At 54.1% G+C, this 15,978-nt stretch carries 16 protein-coding genes; 11 read left to right on the top strand and 5 right to left on the bottom strand.

The window, feature by feature from the left end; translation table 11 throughout:
- Positions 1-7: 7 nt before the first annotated feature.
- A complete protein-coding gene (locus IXC47_RS00530) occupies positions 8-808 on the top strand; it encodes a competence/damage-inducible protein A (RefSeq protein WP_175625233.1) in 801 nt (266 codons plus the stop codon).
- A gap of 16 nt (positions 809-824) precedes the next feature.
- Here the strand turns inward: IXC47_RS00530 and IXC47_RS00525 are convergent, their stop codons facing one another.
- Positions 825-1,910: an ABC transporter ATP-binding protein gene (locus IXC47_RS00525; protein ID WP_195874391.1), complete on the bottom strand. Its 1,086-nt coding sequence runs from the start codon at positions 1,908-1,910 to the stop codon at positions 825-827.
- Positions 1,911-2,020: 110 nt separating this feature from the next.
- Between IXC47_RS00525 and IXC47_RS00520 the strand changes: the two genes are divergently transcribed.
- Positions 2,021-3,652, top strand: a complete 1,632-nt coding sequence (locus IXC47_RS00520; protein ID WP_407651056.1) for an ABC transporter permease — start codon at positions 2,021-2,023, stop codon at positions 3,650-3,652.
- A gap of 99 nt (positions 3,653-3,751) precedes the next feature.
- Here IXC47_RS00520 and IXC47_RS00515 read toward each other — a convergent pair whose 3' ends face one another.
- Positions 3,752-4,318: a phasin family protein gene (locus IXC47_RS00515; RefSeq protein WP_175625235.1), complete on the bottom strand. Its 567-nt coding sequence runs from the start codon at positions 4,316-4,318 to the stop codon at positions 3,752-3,754.
- A 240-nt stretch (positions 4,319-4,558) separates the two neighbouring features.
- Between IXC47_RS00515 and IXC47_RS00510 the strand changes: the two genes are divergently transcribed.
- Together IXC47_RS00510 and pbpG are read left to right on the top strand one after the other, a co-directional pair.
- Entirely contained in the window at positions 4,559-5,449 is an 891-nt protein-coding gene (locus tag IXC47_RS00510) for a DMT family transporter (RefSeq protein ID WP_175625236.1), read from the top strand.
- A 226-nt stretch (positions 5,450-5,675) separates the two neighbouring features.
- The gene (gene pbpG / locus IXC47_RS00505) at positions 5,676-6,884 is read left to right on the top strand and encodes a D-alanyl-D-alanine endopeptidase (RefSeq protein ID WP_370458606.1); all 1,209 of its coding nucleotides are present in this window, start codon (positions 5,676-5,678) and stop codon (positions 6,882-6,884) included.
- Between the two features lie 70 nt (positions 6,885-6,954).
- On the opposite strand, the gene IXC47_RS00500 is transcribed toward pbpG, so the two are convergent.
- Complete coding sequence (locus tag IXC47_RS00500) at positions 6,955-7,737, bottom strand: IclR family transcriptional regulator (RefSeq protein ID WP_175625238.1); 783 nt, start codon at positions 7,735-7,737, stop codon at positions 6,955-6,957.
- A 238-nt stretch (positions 7,738-7,975) separates the two neighbouring features.
- On the opposite strand from IXC47_RS00500, the gene IXC47_RS00495 reads away from it, so the two are divergent.
- Positions 7,976-8,377: a diacylglycerol kinase gene (locus IXC47_RS00495; protein WP_175625239.1), complete on the top strand. Its 402-nt coding sequence runs from the start codon at positions 7,976-7,978 to the stop codon at positions 8,375-8,377.
- Between the two features lie 77 nt (positions 8,378-8,454).
- On the opposite strand, the gene IXC47_RS00490 is transcribed toward IXC47_RS00495, so the two are convergent.
- Both IXC47_RS00490 and IXC47_RS00485 read right to left on the bottom strand, forming a co-directional pair.
- On the bottom strand, positions 8,455-9,009 hold the full coding sequence (locus tag IXC47_RS00490) for an NADPH-dependent FMN reductase (RefSeq protein ID WP_195874390.1): 555 nt from the start codon (positions 9,007-9,009) through the stop codon (positions 8,455-8,457).
- Between the two features lie 58 nt (positions 9,010-9,067).
- A complete protein-coding gene (locus tag IXC47_RS00485; RefSeq protein WP_195874389.1) occupies positions 9,068-10,117 on the bottom strand; it encodes an NADP(H)-dependent aldo-keto reductase in 1,050 nt (349 codons plus the stop codon).
- Positions 10,118-10,325: 208 nt separating this feature from the next.
- On the opposite strand from IXC47_RS00485, the gene IXC47_RS00480 reads away from it, so the two are divergent.
- From IXC47_RS00480 to IXC47_RS00455, 6 genes are all read left to right on the top strand, one after another.
- On the top strand, positions 10,326-11,330 hold the full coding sequence (locus tag IXC47_RS00480) for a sulfate ABC transporter substrate-binding protein (protein ID WP_175625242.1): 1,005 nt from the start codon (positions 10,326-10,328) through the stop codon (positions 11,328-11,330).
- Between the two features lie 24 nt (positions 11,331-11,354).
- Positions 11,355-11,945, top strand: coding sequence for an NADPH-dependent FMN reductase (gene ssuE, locus IXC47_RS00475; protein ID WP_124573421.1), 591 nt, complete (start codon positions 11,355-11,357; stop codon positions 11,943-11,945).
- 147 nt (positions 11,946-12,092) lie between these two features.
- Entirely contained in the window at positions 12,093-13,073 is a 981-nt protein-coding gene (locus tag IXC47_RS00470) for a sulfonate ABC transporter substrate-binding protein (protein ID WP_195874388.1), read from the top strand.
- Between the two features lie 53 nt (positions 13,074-13,126).
- On the top strand, positions 13,127-14,275 hold the full coding sequence (gene ssuD / locus IXC47_RS00465) for an FMNH2-dependent alkanesulfonate monooxygenase (RefSeq protein ID WP_195874570.1): 1,149 nt from the start codon (positions 13,127-13,129) through the stop codon (positions 14,273-14,275).
- A gap of 9 nt (positions 14,276-14,284) precedes the next feature.
- The gene (gene ssuC, locus IXC47_RS00460) at positions 14,285-15,115 is read left to right on the top strand and encodes an aliphatic sulfonate ABC transporter permease SsuC (protein WP_195874387.1); all 831 of its coding nucleotides are present in this window, start codon (positions 14,285-14,287) and stop codon (positions 15,113-15,115) included.
- Between the two features lie 9 nt (positions 15,116-15,124).
- Positions 15,125-15,958: an ATP-binding cassette domain-containing protein gene (locus tag IXC47_RS00455; RefSeq protein ID WP_195874386.1), complete on the top strand. Its 834-nt coding sequence runs from the start codon at positions 15,125-15,127 to the stop codon at positions 15,956-15,958.
- The last annotated feature ends 20 nt before the right edge of the window (positions 15,959-15,978 follow it).

Here is a 15,978-nt window from a genome sequence, read left to right as displayed (position 1 = left end):
GAAGAACATGGCATTCGGACTCATCATCATCGGCGACGAAATCCTCTCCGGCAAACGCAGTGACAAGCATTTCCCCAAAGTGGTGGAGTTGCTGGCAGCACGTGGCCTGTCCTTGTCCTGGGCGGAAGTGGTGGGTGATGACCGGGCGCGTATTACCGCGACCCTGAAGCGTACCTTTGCCAGCGACGATATTGTTTTCAGTTGTGGCGGCATAGGTGCGACGCCGGATGACCATACACGCCAGTGTGCGGCCGCCGCGCTAGGTGTGCCTGTCGAATTGCATCCGGAAGCAAAACAAAAAATCCAGGAACGCATGCTGGAGATGGCGCAGGAAGCGAACGTGCCGTTTGATCTGAATAAACCGGAAAACCTGCATCGCCTGAAGATGGGCGAGTTCCCGCAAGGTGCCGAGATCGTGCCTAATCCGTATAACAAGATTCCCGGCTTCTCTATCCAGCACGGCAAGGGCGGTGCGCATTACTTCATGCCGGGTTTCCCGGTGATGGCGTGGCCGATGATAGAGTGGATACTGGATACCCACTATCCGCATCTGTTCCACCAGTTCGCACACTTTGAAAAATCGGTATTGGTCTATCAGGCGATGGAGTCTGCACTGACGCCATTGATGGAAGAGATAGAGAGCGAATTTCCACAGGTGAAAGTATTCAGCCTGCCTAGCGTCGGTGATGCGAATACGCGCCGACACATAGAGCTGGGCGTGAAGGGTGATGCAGAGCAGGGCGCGCTGGCCTTTGACAAACTGCTGGCAGAGCTGAAACAGCGCAAGCTGGAATTACAGCACGTCTAATCAAGCGCGGGCGAGCCTAGTCTTGCCGGGGGAAGGTCACAACGTGGTCGGCTTCGACGCGTATGCCTATGTGTTCACCCAATGCATGGTCATGATGTGACGGCACCAGCGCCAGTAATTGCTGGCCGCTAGGCAGGCGCAAGGTGTAGAGGAATTCTGCGCCGCGGAAAGCCTTGCGTATCACTTCGGCCTTGAGCGGACTGCTGTCATCGTGTATCACATCATCAGCGCGTAGCAAGACATCCACTTCTCCCTGTTCGTCGACCTCACAAACCGGCAAGCCCTGGCATAGCGGCAAGGTTCCGAGTTCTATTGCAACATCCAGCTGATTCACGGTGCCGGGTACGAATACGCCTTGTCCGATAAAATCAGCGACGAAGCGGCTGGCCGGTCTATGGTAGAGGTTATAAGCCTGGTCCCATTGCACGATGACGCCGTCTTGCATCACACCGATCTGGTCGGCGATGGCAAATGCTTCATGCTGATCATGCGTCACCAGTACCGCAGTGGTACCGACTTCTTTCAGGATGTCGCGTACTTCGCTGGCGAGTCGTTCGCGCAAGTCCACATCGAGGTTGGAGAAGGGTTCATCCAGCAGCAAGAGATCAGGTTGCGGTGCGAGTGCGCGTGCCAGCGCCACGCGTTGTTGCTGGCCACCGGATAGCTCATGCGGGAATTTTTTGTCCTGCGCCTGCAAGCCGACCAGTTCCAGTAATTTCTTAATCCGCACATTGCGTTCGCTGGTCGCCAGTTTGCGCAAGCCGAAGCCTATGTTGTCGCTCACCGACAGATGGGGGAACAGTGCGTAGTCCTGGAATACCACGCCGACATGACGCGCTTCCGGCACGGTGGTGTGCTGTGCGTTGCTGAGTTCCTTGCCGCCTAGTGCGATGCGGCCTGCAATCAGTGATTCAAATCCCGCAATCGCGCGCAGCACCGTCGTTTTGCCACAACCCGATTGGCCAAGCAGGCAGCCGATCTCACCACGTTGCAAGGCGAAGGACAAGCTGTGCACGATCTCATGCATCTGGGCACCGAGCTGGTAGCCCACGCGGATAGACTCAACTTGCAAATGCGCTGACGGAATAGGAATGGCTGACATGAGACGCAGGGTTCCGGAAATAATTGGCTGGGTGAAATGGGCTATTGATTATAATTCTCGTTTCGCTCATCGCGGCGTATTCATGCGTTTTTATATATAGGGCTATTTGCGTGCTTAAAGGACAAAGCGGATCACTGCATCCCTTGCTGCTGGTTACGCTTGTGATTGCGGTGCTGGTCGGCATGCCGGTCGCCGGTGTGCTGTCTAATCTGCTGTCCGGCGGCGCGGGCGCGGAGCTCAGTACCTTTGCGCATCTGTGGTCGACGGTATTGCCGGAGTACGTAGGCAATAGTGTGTTACTGGCCCTGATCGTTACGGTGCTGACTGCCGTGCTGGGTATAGGCTGTGCCTGGCTGGTCGCCGTCTTCAATTTCCCCGGTAAAAAATTCTTTGAGTGGGCGCTGATCCTGCCGCTGGCGATGCCCGCTTATGTGGTCGCGTATGCGTACACCGATTTCCTGCAGTTCACTGGTCCCGTGCAAAGCGGCTTGCGTGCCTTGTTTGGCTGGCAGGGGCCGACTTACTGGTTCCCGCAGATACGCTCGGTCGGCGGTGCCGGTTTGCTGTTCGCCTTTGTCCTGTATCCGTATGTCTATCTGTTGGCACGCAATGCTTTCATAGAACGCAGTCCGCGCATGTGGGATGCGGCACGCACGCTGGGTGCGAGTCCGTGGCAAGCCTTCTTCCAGGTGAGCTTGCCTTTGGCGCGACCTGCTGCGGTGGCCGGGATTGCGCTGGCTCTGATGGAAACGCTGGCTGATTACGGTGCGGTCGCTTACTTCGGTGTGCCGACCCTGACGACTGGCATATACAAATCCTGGTACATCTTTTCTGACCGCAATGCGGCGGCGCAAATCGCGGGCGTGCTGTTGCTGGCAGTGATGGCATTGATGCTGATGGAGCAAAAGAGTCGCGGTCGCGCACGTTACTATGCGGTAGGTGCGCGTAGCGCGGCGCAAAGATTGACGACGCTGCAAGGTCGGCAGGGCTGGGCCGCGACGGCATTCTGCGCCTTGCCTGTGGTGCTGGGTTTCTTTGCGCCGCTGGCCATCCTGTTGCATCTGTTGTGGCAGGAAGAAGTCATCAGCTTTAGCGCACGCTATATCGGCTGGTTAAAAAACACCGTTGTCCTCGGCGGCATCACCGCCTTGCTCGCCGTCGCGATTTGCGTTTTGCTCGCATATGCAGCGCGCGTATCCAACAGCAAGGTACAAGCGCTCTGCAATCGTATCGTCAGCATGGGTTATGCAATTCCGGGTGCGGTGATCGCAGTCGGTATCCTGATTCCCTTGTCCTATCTCGATAACTGGAATGCACAACACGGCGTGACACTGGTTCTCAGTGGCAGCGTAATTGCATTGGTGTATGCCTACCTGGTGCGCTTCCTCGCGGTTTCTTTCCAGACCGTACAAGCGGGTTTGCTGAAGATCACACCAGCGATGGATGCGAGTGCGCGCAGCCTGGGCGAAGGACTGGGCGCGATGCTGATGCGCATCCATGTGCCTTTGCTGTGGCGCAGTGTGTTGACGGCTGGTTTGCTGGTCTTTGTCGATGTGGTGAAAGAATTACCTGCGACGCTGACGATACGCCCGTTCAATTTCGATACGCTGGCCGTGATTACCCATCAGCTGGCATCCGATGAGCGCTTGGGTGAAGCAGCGCTACCTGCTTTGACTATCGTGATGATCGCTATCGTGCCGGTCATCATCCTGGCGCGTGCGATTGCTGTCGGCAGGCGTTGATTCGCACAAAAAGCAGGATAAAAAAATGCCCCGCAGAAGGGGGCATAAACATGGCGCTGCAGTGTGAGTCTGCGGCCAGTGAGGAGACTCGGTGACGTATTACGATTTGCGTGAGCGTGTAGTGGTTTTTTCTGCTGCGCTGACAAACTGATTTGCCGCAGCATTCAAATTGCCTTCCAATGCTTCTACCGCTTGCTTGGTGGTTTTCGACAGTTGTTCGTAACCGGCGTTGGCATTGCCGATTGCCGACTTCAGGATAGAGATAGCGTTTTCCGAACCAGCTGGAGCGTTCTTGCTCAGCTCGTCGATCAGCGACAAGACCTTGCGATTGGTTTCAGCGATTTGTGTTTCTGCTGCCTTGGTAAATTCAGCCTGGGTGCTGGTCGCGATGCTGGCCAGGTGACGACCATATGCCAGTGCTTTTTCAGCATTCGGCTGTGCGTGCGAAGCGCTCAGCGAAAAGAATTCTTGTGGGTCTTTGGCGGTAGCCAGTTTTTGCGCAGTCGCGCTGGATTCCTGCAAAGAGGTTTTTGCCGCGTTCAGGTTAAGGTCGACGATTTTCTGTACGCTGTCGAAAGTGGTGCTGGCCAGCGAGTTCAGGATCGCGAGCTGTGCTTCAAACTGATGTTTGGTGGCCGCCGAAAATTGCTCAGGGATAGTAAACATGGGCTACTCCTTTATATGAAGGGCATATCTAACTACATGGGTTAAAATTCTGTTGTGCGTCGCAACATGAACTCATTTTTAGTCATTGCAAACGGCATGTCAAGCACTTTTTGTTGCGTTGCACAAAATAAATATCCAGCCTGGAAAACAAAGGTTTCAGCTGCAGTAAGGCCGTTTTCCCGGTAGGGGACGGCACCAAAGATAATGCAGGCGCACATAGACGCCGCACAGAAAGCAGAAATGTCCACAGAAGCACGCAGTACCCCTAGTCCCTGGCTCGCCGCCATGCCGTTTTTCTTCGTACTGATCTGGAGTACGGGCTTCATCGTGGCGAAATTCGGCCTGCCTTATGCGCCGCCGCTGACCTTCCTCGCCTTGCGCTTCATAGGCGTACTCATCATCCTGCTGCCGCTGGTCTTGCTGCTGCGTGCGCCGTGGCCGGTCGGCAGCATGCGGCACATTGCGGTGGCCGGCATCCTGGTGCAGGCGGGTTACCTGGCAGGCGTCTGGTGTGCGATCAAACTCGGCATGCCGGCCGGTTTATCGGCGCTGATCGTCGGCATGCAACCAGTACTGACGGCGTTTGCTGCGCCGCTGATCGGTGAGAAGGTGCGGCCGCGCCAGTGGATAGGCCTGATCTTCGGCCTGTGCGGTGTGGCGCTGGTGGTGGCTAACAAGATCACCGTGATTGGCCTGACCTGGGGCAGCATCGCACTGTGTGTGATGGCACTGCTGTCGATCACGATAGGTACCATGTACCAGAAGCGTTATTGCCCGCATTTCGATCTGCGTACCGGTACGATTATTCAATTCGCGGCGTCTTGCGCCGTGGTGGTACCGCTGGCAATGATCTTCGAGGATTTCTCGCCTGCCTTGCAGACCGTAGAGTGGACCCCCAGCTTCATCGGCGCCTTGCTCTGGTCTGTGGTTGCGCTTTCCATAGGCGCGATCTTCCTGTTGTTTGCCTTGATACGTAAAAGCGCAGCGACCCAAGTCACCAGCCTCCTGTATTTGACGCCGCCGACCACAGCCTTGATGGCTTGGGCGGCGTTTGGCGAGGTTTTCAGCCTGATCGGCATCGCAGGCATGTTGCTTGCTGTGATAGGGGTGGCTTTTGTAGTGAAAAAGTAGGTTTTTTCAGGCGTTTCTCCTATGAAATTCGTTGTTTCAAGGAAACTAATTTTTATCGAAAATCAGCTTATTTCTCATAAAAAATGCACCAAATGTGTGAAAAAAAAGATATCGATAGTTAGAAAATAGATTAATGAAAACAGCTAACTATCTAATTCTCTTGCACATTTTTAGAGATTTGCTAAACTGCAAGCCATATTTCATCGTACGTTTTGGGGAGTCGCAGATGCTTAAGTCCGCGCTGGGGATACTTTTTTCATCATTTATCGTTTTCAACGCCCCCACGGCGCTGGCTAAAGAGCCGAGTTCTGCTGCGACTAAAAAGTCTGCTGCCAAGAAGGCGGCACCAGCTAAAACAGCTTCCAAAGCGCCTGCTAAGACCGCATCCAAAAAGACCGCAGCGAGTAGCAAATCCGCAGCCAGCAGCAAAAAAACTGCAGCGCCAAAAAGTACTGCCAAAGCCAGCAGCAAAAACACCAAACAAGCACGCAACACCACTTCGCTTAACAGCAATGAAAAGCTGGTAAAGAAAGAAGTCGTCGTGCGAGGCAAAAAGAAAGTCATCTACCAACGCGTAGCGAAACCAGTCATGACCGTAGTGCCACCAGTGCTGACAGCTGGCGACATCGCTGGTCTCAACATGACGCGTGATTCCCTGGCACTCGCATCGAACGTAGCGCTGGTACTGGATCAATCGACATCGGCAGTATTGTTTGAAAAAAATGCGAACGTGACTTTGCCGATTGCATCGATCACCAAACTGATGACCGGCCTGGTCGTGGTTGAAGCACAGCAGGATATGAATGAAATCCTGGAAGTGACGGACGAAGATATCGATCGCGAAAAAAATAGCTCGTCGCGCCTGCGCGTAGGTTCGCAATTGTCACGTGCAAACATGCTGCACATTGCATTGATGAGCTCGGAAAACCGTGCTGCATCGGCACTCGGTCGTCACTACCCGGGCGGCATCCGCGCTTTCGTCGCAGCGATGAATGCAAAAGCACGTGCGCTCGGCATGAGCGGTACGCATTATGTGGATTCGACCGGCCTCTCCAGCAACAACGTGGCAAGCGCTGCCGACCTGGCCAAGCTGGTGATCGCAGCTTCCAATCACTCGATACTGCGCCAGTATTCGACCGATACCAAATATGTAGTCGAACCAGGTGGCCGTGCCCTGCAATACGCAAACTCGAATCGTCTGGTCAATAATCCTGATTGGGAAATCGGTATCCAGAAGACCGGCTACATCTCTGAAGCAGGTCGCTGCCTCGTGATGCAAGCCAACATCAATGGTCGTCCTATCGTCATGATCTTCCTGGATTCCAAAGGCAAGCTCTCCCGTCTGGGTGACGCAGCGCGCATACGCAAATGGCTGGAAACCCAGCATCCGCAACCGCAAAATATTGCAGGTAAGCGCAGAGCGGTTGAGAGTTAAGCGCAATACATAATAAAAAAGGCGAACTACGGTTCGCCTTTTTTATTTGCCGCTCAATTCGCTGCGGTCTTTAGTTCGCTTCGCTATAGCCCAGTGCTGCTGAAATCTGCTTCGCAGTTTCCATCAGGTCAGCCAGCCATTCCTCCTGCAAGCGATCGGCCGGGGCCGAGATCGAGAGACCTGCTATCAGCCTGCCAGTGTCGTCATGGATGCCTGCCGCCATGCAGCGTACGCCCAGCTCCAGTTCTTCATTGTCGCGCGCATAGCCGTGCAGACGTACCTGATTGAGTTCGCCTTCCAGCTTCTTCAGGTCGGTAATCGAGTTTTTGTTGTGACCGGCGAGACCGGTGCGGGTCGCATAGGCTTGCACCATGCGTGGCTCATCGATAGACAGGAAGAGCTTGCCGGTCGAGGTCAGGTGCAAAGGGGCACGTCCGCCGACTGCACGTACCACCTGCATGCCGGAACGCTCGGAGAAGGCGCGGTCGATGTAGATGATTTCATCGTTCTGCCGTACCGACAGGTTCACGGTTTGATTGGTTTTGCGATGCAGGTGACGCATCAGGTCGAGTGCCGCTTCGCGCACATCGAGGCGACTTTTGACGATATTGCCCAGCTCAAGCAAACGCATACCGAGCCGGTAGGTGCCGGGTTCGGAACGATCGACAAAGCGTTTGATAACCAGGTCGTTGAGGATGCGATGCGCAGTGGAAGGATGCAAGCCAGTCACGCTGGAAAGCTCTTTCAGGCTGACTGGATCCGGGTACAGTGCCAGGGCATCCAGTAGCGCCACCATGCGTTCTATGACTTGAATCGAGGTTTTGTCTGTCTCTGCATTAATTGCTGTTTTCATGTTCTGGTTTGTGCATTGCAGTCCAGACTTTATATCACATTGTGAAAGATGACAAAAGTCTACTTTCATTTAATTGCGTGGTAACAAGCTTGCTTAACGCCATGTTCACGTCCGGGCGGTGACAATTGACAACTTTGCGGCGCTTGTGCCCAACCTGGCTTGCACCGATAATCGCTGCAGTCTGTTGCGCTGCATTATTCCGCCGCCTGGGCGTTTTTCCACCTACACCGTGTATCGCATGATCAATCAAGAACCACCAGTTAGTGAATTCAAAAGCAAAAGCGGCCTGAAGCGAATTTTTTCCGCGTTCGGCTATTCGATCGCTGGATTCAAGACTGCTTGGAAAGGTGAGCACGCATTCCGCCAGGAGTTGATCGTTGTAGTGATCGCAACGATAGCAGCATTGCTGTTGCCGGTGTCCGCATTACAGAAGCTGGTGTTGATAGGTGTATTCGTGCTGGTGCTGATAGTTGAATTATTGAATTCGGCGATAGAGGCCGTCGTGGATCGCGTCTCGCTGGAGCGCAATCCCTTATCGAAGAATGCCAAGGATCTGGGCAGTGCTGCGGTGATGTTGGCTTTGTTGCTGGCGTGTGCGACCTGGCTGGTGATTTTGTGGCCGGTATTCGTTGGCGCATGAAGCGATTTTAAGCAGCCCCCCAATAAAAAACGGCGTAACAAGGCATCTTCCTTGTTACGCCGTTTTCAGTTTACATATCAAATATTGCGTTCTATCCAGAGATCAAAAGCGATCAGGAATTTTTTCAGGAATTCAGCGGTCGAGGGCTCCGTGATATCACCTTTGTCGTCGAAGAGCTTGCCGCCGTTACCGATGTAGGCTTCTGGCTGCGGCATGGTTGGTACATTGACCGATGCCAGTACCTGACGCAAATGATGGTTGGCACCAAAGCCACCGACTGCACCCGGCGAGACGCTGACCACAGCACCGGGTTTGCCGCTCCACGCACTTTGACCATAAGGACGTGAGCCGGTGTCTATCGCGTTCTTTAGCACGCCAGGAACCGAGCGATTGTATTCAGGCGTTACGAACAACACGGCATTCGCCGATTTGATCTTGTTCTTGAAATCACTGACGGCTGGTGTAGGTGTGCCTTCATGATCCTGATTGAAAAGCGGCAGATCGCCGATTTCCACTATGGTCAGTTTCAATGATTCTGGTGCCAGCTTGGCGAGTGCCTGCGCCATCTTGCGATTCATCGAATCCTTGCGCAGGCTGCCGACAACAACAGCGACGTTATAAGTTTTACTCATGACCTTCCTTTCGTGGGAGAAGTACTGCGTTGACTTATTTACTCATGCATGTCCGACATCATGCTGCGGGATTGGCATGTCGGTTATGAATTTCTTCGATACCGTCCAGTACTGCTGCATCGAGTTCGAGATTGATGCTATCCAGATTGCTCTGCAATTGCTGCAGCGTGGTTGCACCGATAATCGTACTCGTTAAAAACGGTCGTGTGTTGACATATGCCAGTGCCATCTGCGCCGGGTCCAGGCCATGTTTGTGCGCCAGTGCGACATAGGCCGCCACCGCGGTTTCCACTTGCGGTGCCTTGTAGCGCACGAAGCGCTCAAACAGGGTGATGCGGCCATCAGCAGGGCGTGCACCGTTCAGGTACTTGCCGGACAGCACACCGAACGCGAGTGGCGAGTAGGCCAGCAAGCCTATCTGTTCCTGATGCGAGAACTCCGACAAGGCGATTTCAAAATAACGATTCACCAGGCTGTACGGATTTTGGATGCTGACTATGCGCGGCAAGTTCAATTGTTCTGATGCGCGCAGGAATTGCGCGAGTCCCCACGGTGTTTCATTCGACACGCCGATGTAGCGGATTTTCCCTTGTTTGACGAAGTCAGCCAGCACTGACAGCGTCTCGGCAATCGGTACCGTGTCTTCATCCGGGTGGTGTGTGTAATTCTGCCGACCAAAAATATTCACAGTGCGATCCGGCCAGTGCAGCTGATACAGGTCGATGTAATCCGTTTGCAGGCGTTCCAGGTTGCCGTGCAAGGCTTCGGTCAGGCTGGTACGGTCAAAACTGTTTTGGCCATTGCGTACATGTTGTGGCTGGTGGGGCAGTCGGGCAGGGCCAGCGGCTTTGGTGGCGATGATCAATTGATCACGCTTGCCGGATTTCTTGAGCCAGCTACCGAGATAACGTTCGGTCAGACCCTGTGTTTCCGGCTTGGGCGGCACCGGGTACATCTCGGCGGCATCGATCAGGTTGACGCCAGCAGCGATCGCCATATCCAGTTGCGCGTGGGCTTCTGCTTCGGTGTTCTGTTCGCCCCAGGTCATGGTGCCTAGTGCGATATTGCTTACTTTGATATCTGTTTTTCCAAGTTGCTGATACTTCATTGCGCGCATTCCTTTCAGGGTGGTCTTTTTTAGTCTAGCAACAAATGAAGAATGGGGTGCAAGCTGGAAAAGACGGGATTCTTCAGCAGAAGGCGAGATATTCCTTATGCATAAAACGCATAAGGAACGAAGAAACAATTCGTTTTGTTTTTGTCGGCAGCAATTTAATCTTCAATCTCCAGAAACGAAATCGCTCAAGGGGAAGAAAATGTTGCTGAAGAAATTGCTAGGAACCGCATTCGCAATCGCGCTGGTTGCGCCTAGCGTACATGCTGCTGAAGTGTCGTTGTTGAACGTTTCGTACGATCCGACGCGTGAACTGTATCAAGAGTTTAACAAAGCTTTCGCCAAAGAGTGGAAAGCCAAGGCCGGTGACGACCTCAAACTGAAAGCGTCGCATGGTGGTTCGGGCAAACAGGGCCGCGCGGTGATCGATGGTCTGGAAGCAGACGTTGTAACTCTGGCGCTGGCATATGACATCGATGCGATTGCAGAGCACGGCTTGCTGGCCAAAGACTGGCAAAAACGCCTGCCGCACAATAGCTCACCTTACACCTCGACCATCGTATTCCTGGTCCGCAAAGGCAATCCTAAAGGCATCAAGGACTGGAACGATCTGGTCAAACCAGGCGTATCAGTGATCACACCAAATCCAAAAACATCGGGCGGCGCACGCTGGAATCACCTGGCAGCATGGCTGTATGCATTGAAACAACCAGGCGGTACTGAAGCAACTGCGACCGACTTCATCTCGAAGCTGTACAAAAACGTACCAGTGCTGGATTCCGGTGCACGCGGTTCGACCACTACTTTCGTTGAACGCGGTATCGGCGACGTCTTGCTGGCATGGGAAAACGAAGCCATCCTGGCAATCAAGGAACTCGGCCCGGACAAGGTTGAAATCGTTGCTCCGTCCGCCAGTATCCTGGCTGAACCACCAGTTGCAGTTGTCGACAAAGTTGTTGATCGTCGTGGCACACGCAAAGTTGCTGAAGCTTACCTGAAGTACTTGTACTCGACCGAAGGTCAGGAAATCGCAGCGCAAAACTACTATCGTCCTATCGATGAAAAAGTAGCGAAGAAATACGCAGCGCAATTCCCGAAACTGAAGTTGTACACGATTGCGGACGTAGGTGGCTGGACAGCAGCACAGAAGAAACACTTCTCTGATGGCGGCGTGTTCGACCAGATCTATCAACCAGGTAAAAAATAATCTGCATCATTCTTTGGAACAGAAATGAATATTTTGTTGCTCGCGGGTAGTCCTTCAACACCATCACGTTCTACCCGCTTGCTGCATCACGTAGGCGAAAGACTGGCACTGCTGGGACATCGTTATGTGAAGCTGCATGTACGTGATTTGCCTGCCCAGGCACTGGTGCATGCAGATTTCAATGATGAGTTGTTGCGGGTGGCACGGGAACAAGTCGCGCAGGCGGATGCAGTTGTGATTGCTACGCCGGTCTACAAGGCGGCGTATAGCGGAATACTGAAAGCCTTCCTCGACTTGCTGCCACAGGATGGCTTGCGTGGAAAGCTGGTCTTGCCCCTGGCGACAGGTGGCAGCCAGTCTCATATGCTGGCCCTCGATTACGGTTTGCGTCCTGTGTTGTCGGCGCTGGATGCCAAGCATGTATTGCCGAGCATTTATGCGACAGACCTGCAGATCAACTGGTCTGCAGAGCAGGGCTTGACTCTGGACCCGGCGATAGCCAAGCGCGTAAGCGATGGCATAGAGAACCTCTCTGCCAGCTTGTCTGCGCTGAATGAAGTAGCACTCAACGAGTTCGACTCGATTCCTTTCTCCAGCGTGCGTTGCAGTGTTTGATCGAGCGTTAGTTTGAACGCTGCTGCGCAGTTAGCCAAAGCAGCAGTTTAGCCGCACAAATATCTATCCGGTAGTTTGAAAAAAATCGGTGCTACGGCACCGATGGGGAAACTTTTTCTCAAAATTTTGCATAACAAGGAAAACGACATGAGCAATGCGAACGATAAGCGTCAGGCCAAGCGCCGCACCCTGGGATATTTGTCAGCGGCAGCAGTAGGTGCACTCAGCATCGGTTTGCCGAATTTTGCTGGTGCACAAAACAAAACGGTATTACGTATTGGTTATCAGAAGTACGGCACGCTGGTCATCCTGAAAGGCCGCGGCTCGCTCGAGAAGCGCCTGGCAGCAGAAAACATAGAAGTGAAATGGACAGAATTCCCGGCCGGCCCGGTCTTGCTGGAAGGCCTGAATGTAGGCAGCATCGACTTCGGTACCGTCGGTGAAGCGCCACCTATCTTTGCCCAGGCTGCAGGTGCGGACCTCGTGTATGTCGGCAATGAGCCGCCTTCGCCTACCAGCGAAGCCATCATCGTGCCGAAGAACTCGACACTGAAAACCGTGGCCGATCTCAAAGGTAAAAAGGTCGCATTGAACAAAGGTTCGAACGTGCATTACCTGCTGGTCAAGGCACTGGAAAAAGCAGGTCTCGATTACAAGGATATCGAAACCATTTTCCTCGCTCCGGCCGATGCACGTGCAGCGTTTGAGCGCGGCAGCGTCGATGCATGGGTGATCTGGGATCCGTTCCTGGCCGCAGCAGAAAAGCAAATCGGCGCACGCGTACTGACTGACGGTAGCGGCATCGTTGCGAATCACCAGTTCTTCTTGGCATCGCGTGGCTACGCAGAGAAGAACCCCAAAATTATCTCCATCCTGCTGGACGAACTGGATCAGGTAGACCAGTGGAGCAGCAAGAACCTGAAAGAAGTCACGAATATCCTGGCAGCCCAGACCGGCCTCGACCAGCCTAGCGTGGAACTGGCAGCGAGACGTTATTCATATGGCGTCAAGCCAGTGACCGCAGAAGTCATCGCAGAACAGCAAAAGATTGCCGATGTATTCAGCAATCTGAAACTGATCCCGAAAAAAATTACAGTCAAGGATGCGCTGGTTTCGGCCAAGCGTTAAGTAATGCAGCACGGCGCTAGCGCCAGTTTGTTTGAAGGAATGAGATCATGAGTTTGAATGTATTTTGGTTTTTGCCGACACATGGCGATAGTCGTTATCTGGGTACCTCCAAAGGTGCGCGTCAGGTTGATTTCGATTATTTGAAACAGGTCGCTGTATCGGCAGATACGCTGGGTTACGACGGCGTATTGCTGCCGACCGGTCGTTCGTGCGAAGACGCATGGGTGGCCGCATCGAGCCTGATCGGAGTAACCAAACAATTGAAATTCCTGGTCGCGGTACGCCCGGGTTTGAGTACACCAGGTCTGGCCGTGCGCATGGCCGCTACTTTCGATCGTTTGTCGAAAGGCCGTTTGTTGATCAATGTCGTGACCGGCGGTGATCAGGCTGAACTGGAAGCTGATGGCCTGCATGCGAGCCATTCCGAGCGTTACGAAATCACCGATGAGTTCCTGAAAGTATGGCGCGCCTCCCTGTCTGGTGAGGGCGGTGATGCAGGCTACGATTTCGCCGGCAAGCATATACAGGTCAAGGGCGCGAAGACCTTGTACCCGCCAGTACAAAAACCATATCCGCCGCTGTACTTCGGCGGCTCGTCACCAGCAGCGCATGAATTGGCTGCAGAACAGGTGGATGTCTACCTGACCTGGGGTGAACCACCGGCTGCCGTGGCGGAAAAAATTGCCGACATGCGTGCACGTGCCGCTAAACACGGTCGTACCTTGAAGTTCGGCATACGCCTGCACGTGATCGTGCGCGAAACCAATGAAGAGGCATGGAAAGCCGCCGATGAATTGATCAAGTACGTCGATGACGATCTGATCGCGCGGGCACAGGCTTCGTTCAACAAGATGGATTCGGAAGGCCAGCGCCGCATGGCGGCATTGCATGGCGGTAAAAAGGACAAGCTCGAAGTATCACCTAATCTGTGGGCCGGGGTCGGACTGGTACGTGGTGGCGCAGGTACCGCCTTGGTGGGTGACCCGGAAACGGTCGCCGCACGTATGCAGGAATATGCCGATCTCGGTATCGAAACCTTCATCCTGTCCGGCTATCCGCATTTGGAGGAGTCATATCGCTTTGCCGAATTGGTATTCCCGTTGCTCGGTAAAGGCCGGGAGCGTTCGGGTGAGGCGGTCTTGACCGGCCCATTCGGTGAAGTTATTTCCAATGACATCCTGCCTAAAGTTTCACAGAGCTAAGGAATCCTGATGAGTGCCGTTCTCCCTAATCTCGCTACCGGCAGCACTGCCGCAGCCAGGACGCCATCAAGCTGGCGTGCCAGCGGTCTGAAAAAGCTGGTGCCGTGGATAGTACCTGTACTGTTGATCAGTGTGTGGCAATTTGCATCGCAAATCGGCTGGCTCTCCAGCCGCATCTTGCCGGAGCCGTTTGCAGTAGCGAAAGCAGCATGGGAGCTGGCACTGTCCGGCGAGTTGTGGACCCACGTCAAGGTTAGCTTGTGGCGTGCCACTACCAGCTTCGCGGTCGGTGGCGGACTGGGTTTGTTGCTGGGTTTGCTGACCGGTACCTTCAAGACGGCAGAGACATTGCTGGATACCACCTTGCAGATGATACGCAATATTCCGGCGCTGGCTTTGATACCACTGGTCATCCTGTGGTTCGGCATAGAAGAAACCTCGAAGATTTTCCTGGTCGCAGTGGGGGTGTTCTTTCCTGTGTATCTGAATACCTTCCACGGCATACGCTCGGTCGACAAAGGCTTGATCGAGATGGCCAAGAGTTATGGCTTGTCAGGCTGGTCGTTGTATCGCGATGTGATTCTGCCAGGTGCCTTGCCTTCGATCCTGGTTGGTGTGCGCTTTTCGCTGGGTCTGGTGTGGGTATTGCTGATCGTGGCAGAAACCATCTCGGCGCAATCCGGCATCGGTTACATGACGATGAATGCGCGTGAGTTCCTGCAAACCGACATCGTGCTGGTAGGCATCCTGCTGTATGCCTTGCTGGGAAAGCTGGCTGACGTGGTATCGCGCACGCTGGAAGGTTACTGGTTGCGTTGGCATCCTGGTTACCGTCACTAAGGACAGTCCATGCAAATTAATCAAACAGAACAGCAAACGCTATCTACTGCGCCGGAGACGCGCCGTGGCATCCGCGTTGCGGTTGAGAGCCTGTACAAATCCTATGGCGGTCGTGAAGTACTGAAAGCGATCGAACTGACCTTGGAGCCGGGCGAATTCGTCGCTGTCGTTGGTCGCAGTGGTTGCGGTAAAAGTACCTTGCTGCGCCTGGTGGCTGAACTGGAAACAGCAGACAGCGGCACGCTGACTTTTGGCGATGGCAAGACAGCGCCGGAAACCCGCATCATGTTCCAGGACTCGCGCCTGCTGCCATGGAAGCGTGTGCTCGACAACGTCGCACTCGGTCTGCCGAAGAAAGACGATGCGCTGCAAGCCTTGCGTCAGGTCGGGCTGGAAGAGCGTGCCGGTGAATGGCCTGCCGTCCTCTCCGGTGGCCAGCGTCAGCGCGTGGCGCTGGCACGTGCGCTGGTGCATGACCCTGAATTGTTATTGCTGGATGAGCCGCTGGGTGCACTCGATGCATTGACGCGTATCGAGATGCAGCAATTGATAGAAACCTTGTGGCAAAAGCGTGGCTTTACGGCCTTGCTGGTGACGCACGATGTACAGGAAGCGATTGCCCTGGCAGATCGCGTGGTGCTGATCGAAGACGGTCGTATCACACTGGATGAACGCATACCGCTGGCACGACCACGTGCGCGTGGTAACGCTGTTTTTGCGCAGCTGGAAGAAAGAATTCTCGCACATGTATTGCAGATTCCGCCTTCGGCTGACGCTGATGATTCTTCCCTGGGCGATGTTTCGCTGCTGAAAACAGTGAACCAGTTTGCCTGGGCCGTTTAACTTGTTTGATCGAAATACAT

Source organism: Herminiimonas contaminans, from assembly GCF_015645465.1.
Classification (GTDB): domain Bacteria; phylum Pseudomonadota; class Gammaproteobacteria; order Burkholderiales; family Burkholderiaceae_D; genus Oxalicibacterium; species Oxalicibacterium contaminans.
Note: the sequence above shows the minus strand (reverse complement) of the source record. Positions and strands in the feature narration are given on the sequence as shown.

What these genes read in the sequence shown, in the direction of transcription:
- IXC47_RS00530 (WP_175625233.1), top strand. Translation starts at nt 8, where the DNA reads ATGGCATTCGGACTCATCATCATCGGCGACGAAATCCTCTCCGGCAAA.
- IXC47_RS00525 (WP_195874391.1), bottom strand. Translation starts at nt 1,910, where the DNA reads ATGTCAGCCATTCCTATTCCGTCAGCGCATTTGCAAGTTGAGTCTATC.
- IXC47_RS00515 (WP_175625235.1), bottom strand. Translation starts at nt 4,318, where the DNA reads ATGTTTACTATCCCTGAGCAATTTTCGGCGGCCACCAAACATCAGTTT.
- IXC47_RS00510 (WP_175625236.1), top strand. Translation starts at nt 4,559, where the DNA reads ATGTCCACAGAAGCACGCAGTACCCCTAGTCCCTGGCTCGCCGCCATG.
- pbpG (WP_370458606.1), top strand. Translation starts at nt 5,676, where the DNA reads ATGCTTAAGTCCGCGCTGGGGATACTTTTTTCATCATTTATCGTTTTC.
- IXC47_RS00500 (WP_175625238.1), bottom strand. Translation starts at nt 7,737, where the DNA reads ATGAAAACAGCAATTAATGCAGAGACAGACAAAACCTCGATTCAAGTC.
- IXC47_RS00495 (WP_175625239.1), top strand. Translation starts at nt 7,976, where the DNA reads ATGATCAATCAAGAACCACCAGTTAGTGAATTCAAAAGCAAAAGCGGC.
- IXC47_RS00490 (WP_195874390.1), bottom strand. Translation starts at nt 9,009, where the DNA reads ATGAGTAAAACTTATAACGTCGCTGTTGTTGTCGGCAGCCTGCGCAAG.
- IXC47_RS00485 (WP_195874389.1), bottom strand. Translation starts at nt 10,117, where the DNA reads ATGAAGTATCAGCAACTTGGAAAAACAGATATCAAAGTAAGCAATATC.
- IXC47_RS00480 (WP_175625242.1), top strand. Translation starts at nt 10,326, where the DNA reads ATGTTGCTGAAGAAATTGCTAGGAACCGCATTCGCAATCGCGCTGGTT.
- ssuE (WP_124573421.1), top strand. Translation starts at nt 11,355, where the DNA reads ATGAATATTTTGTTGCTCGCGGGTAGTCCTTCAACACCATCACGTTCT.
- IXC47_RS00470 (WP_195874388.1), top strand. Translation starts at nt 12,093, where the DNA reads ATGAGCAATGCGAACGATAAGCGTCAGGCCAAGCGCCGCACCCTGGGA.
- ssuC (WP_195874387.1), top strand. Translation starts at nt 14,285, where the DNA reads ATGAGTGCCGTTCTCCCTAATCTCGCTACCGGCAGCACTGCCGCAGCC.
- IXC47_RS00455 (WP_195874386.1), top strand. Translation starts at nt 15,125, where the DNA reads ATGCAAATTAATCAAACAGAACAGCAAACGCTATCTACTGCGCCGGAG.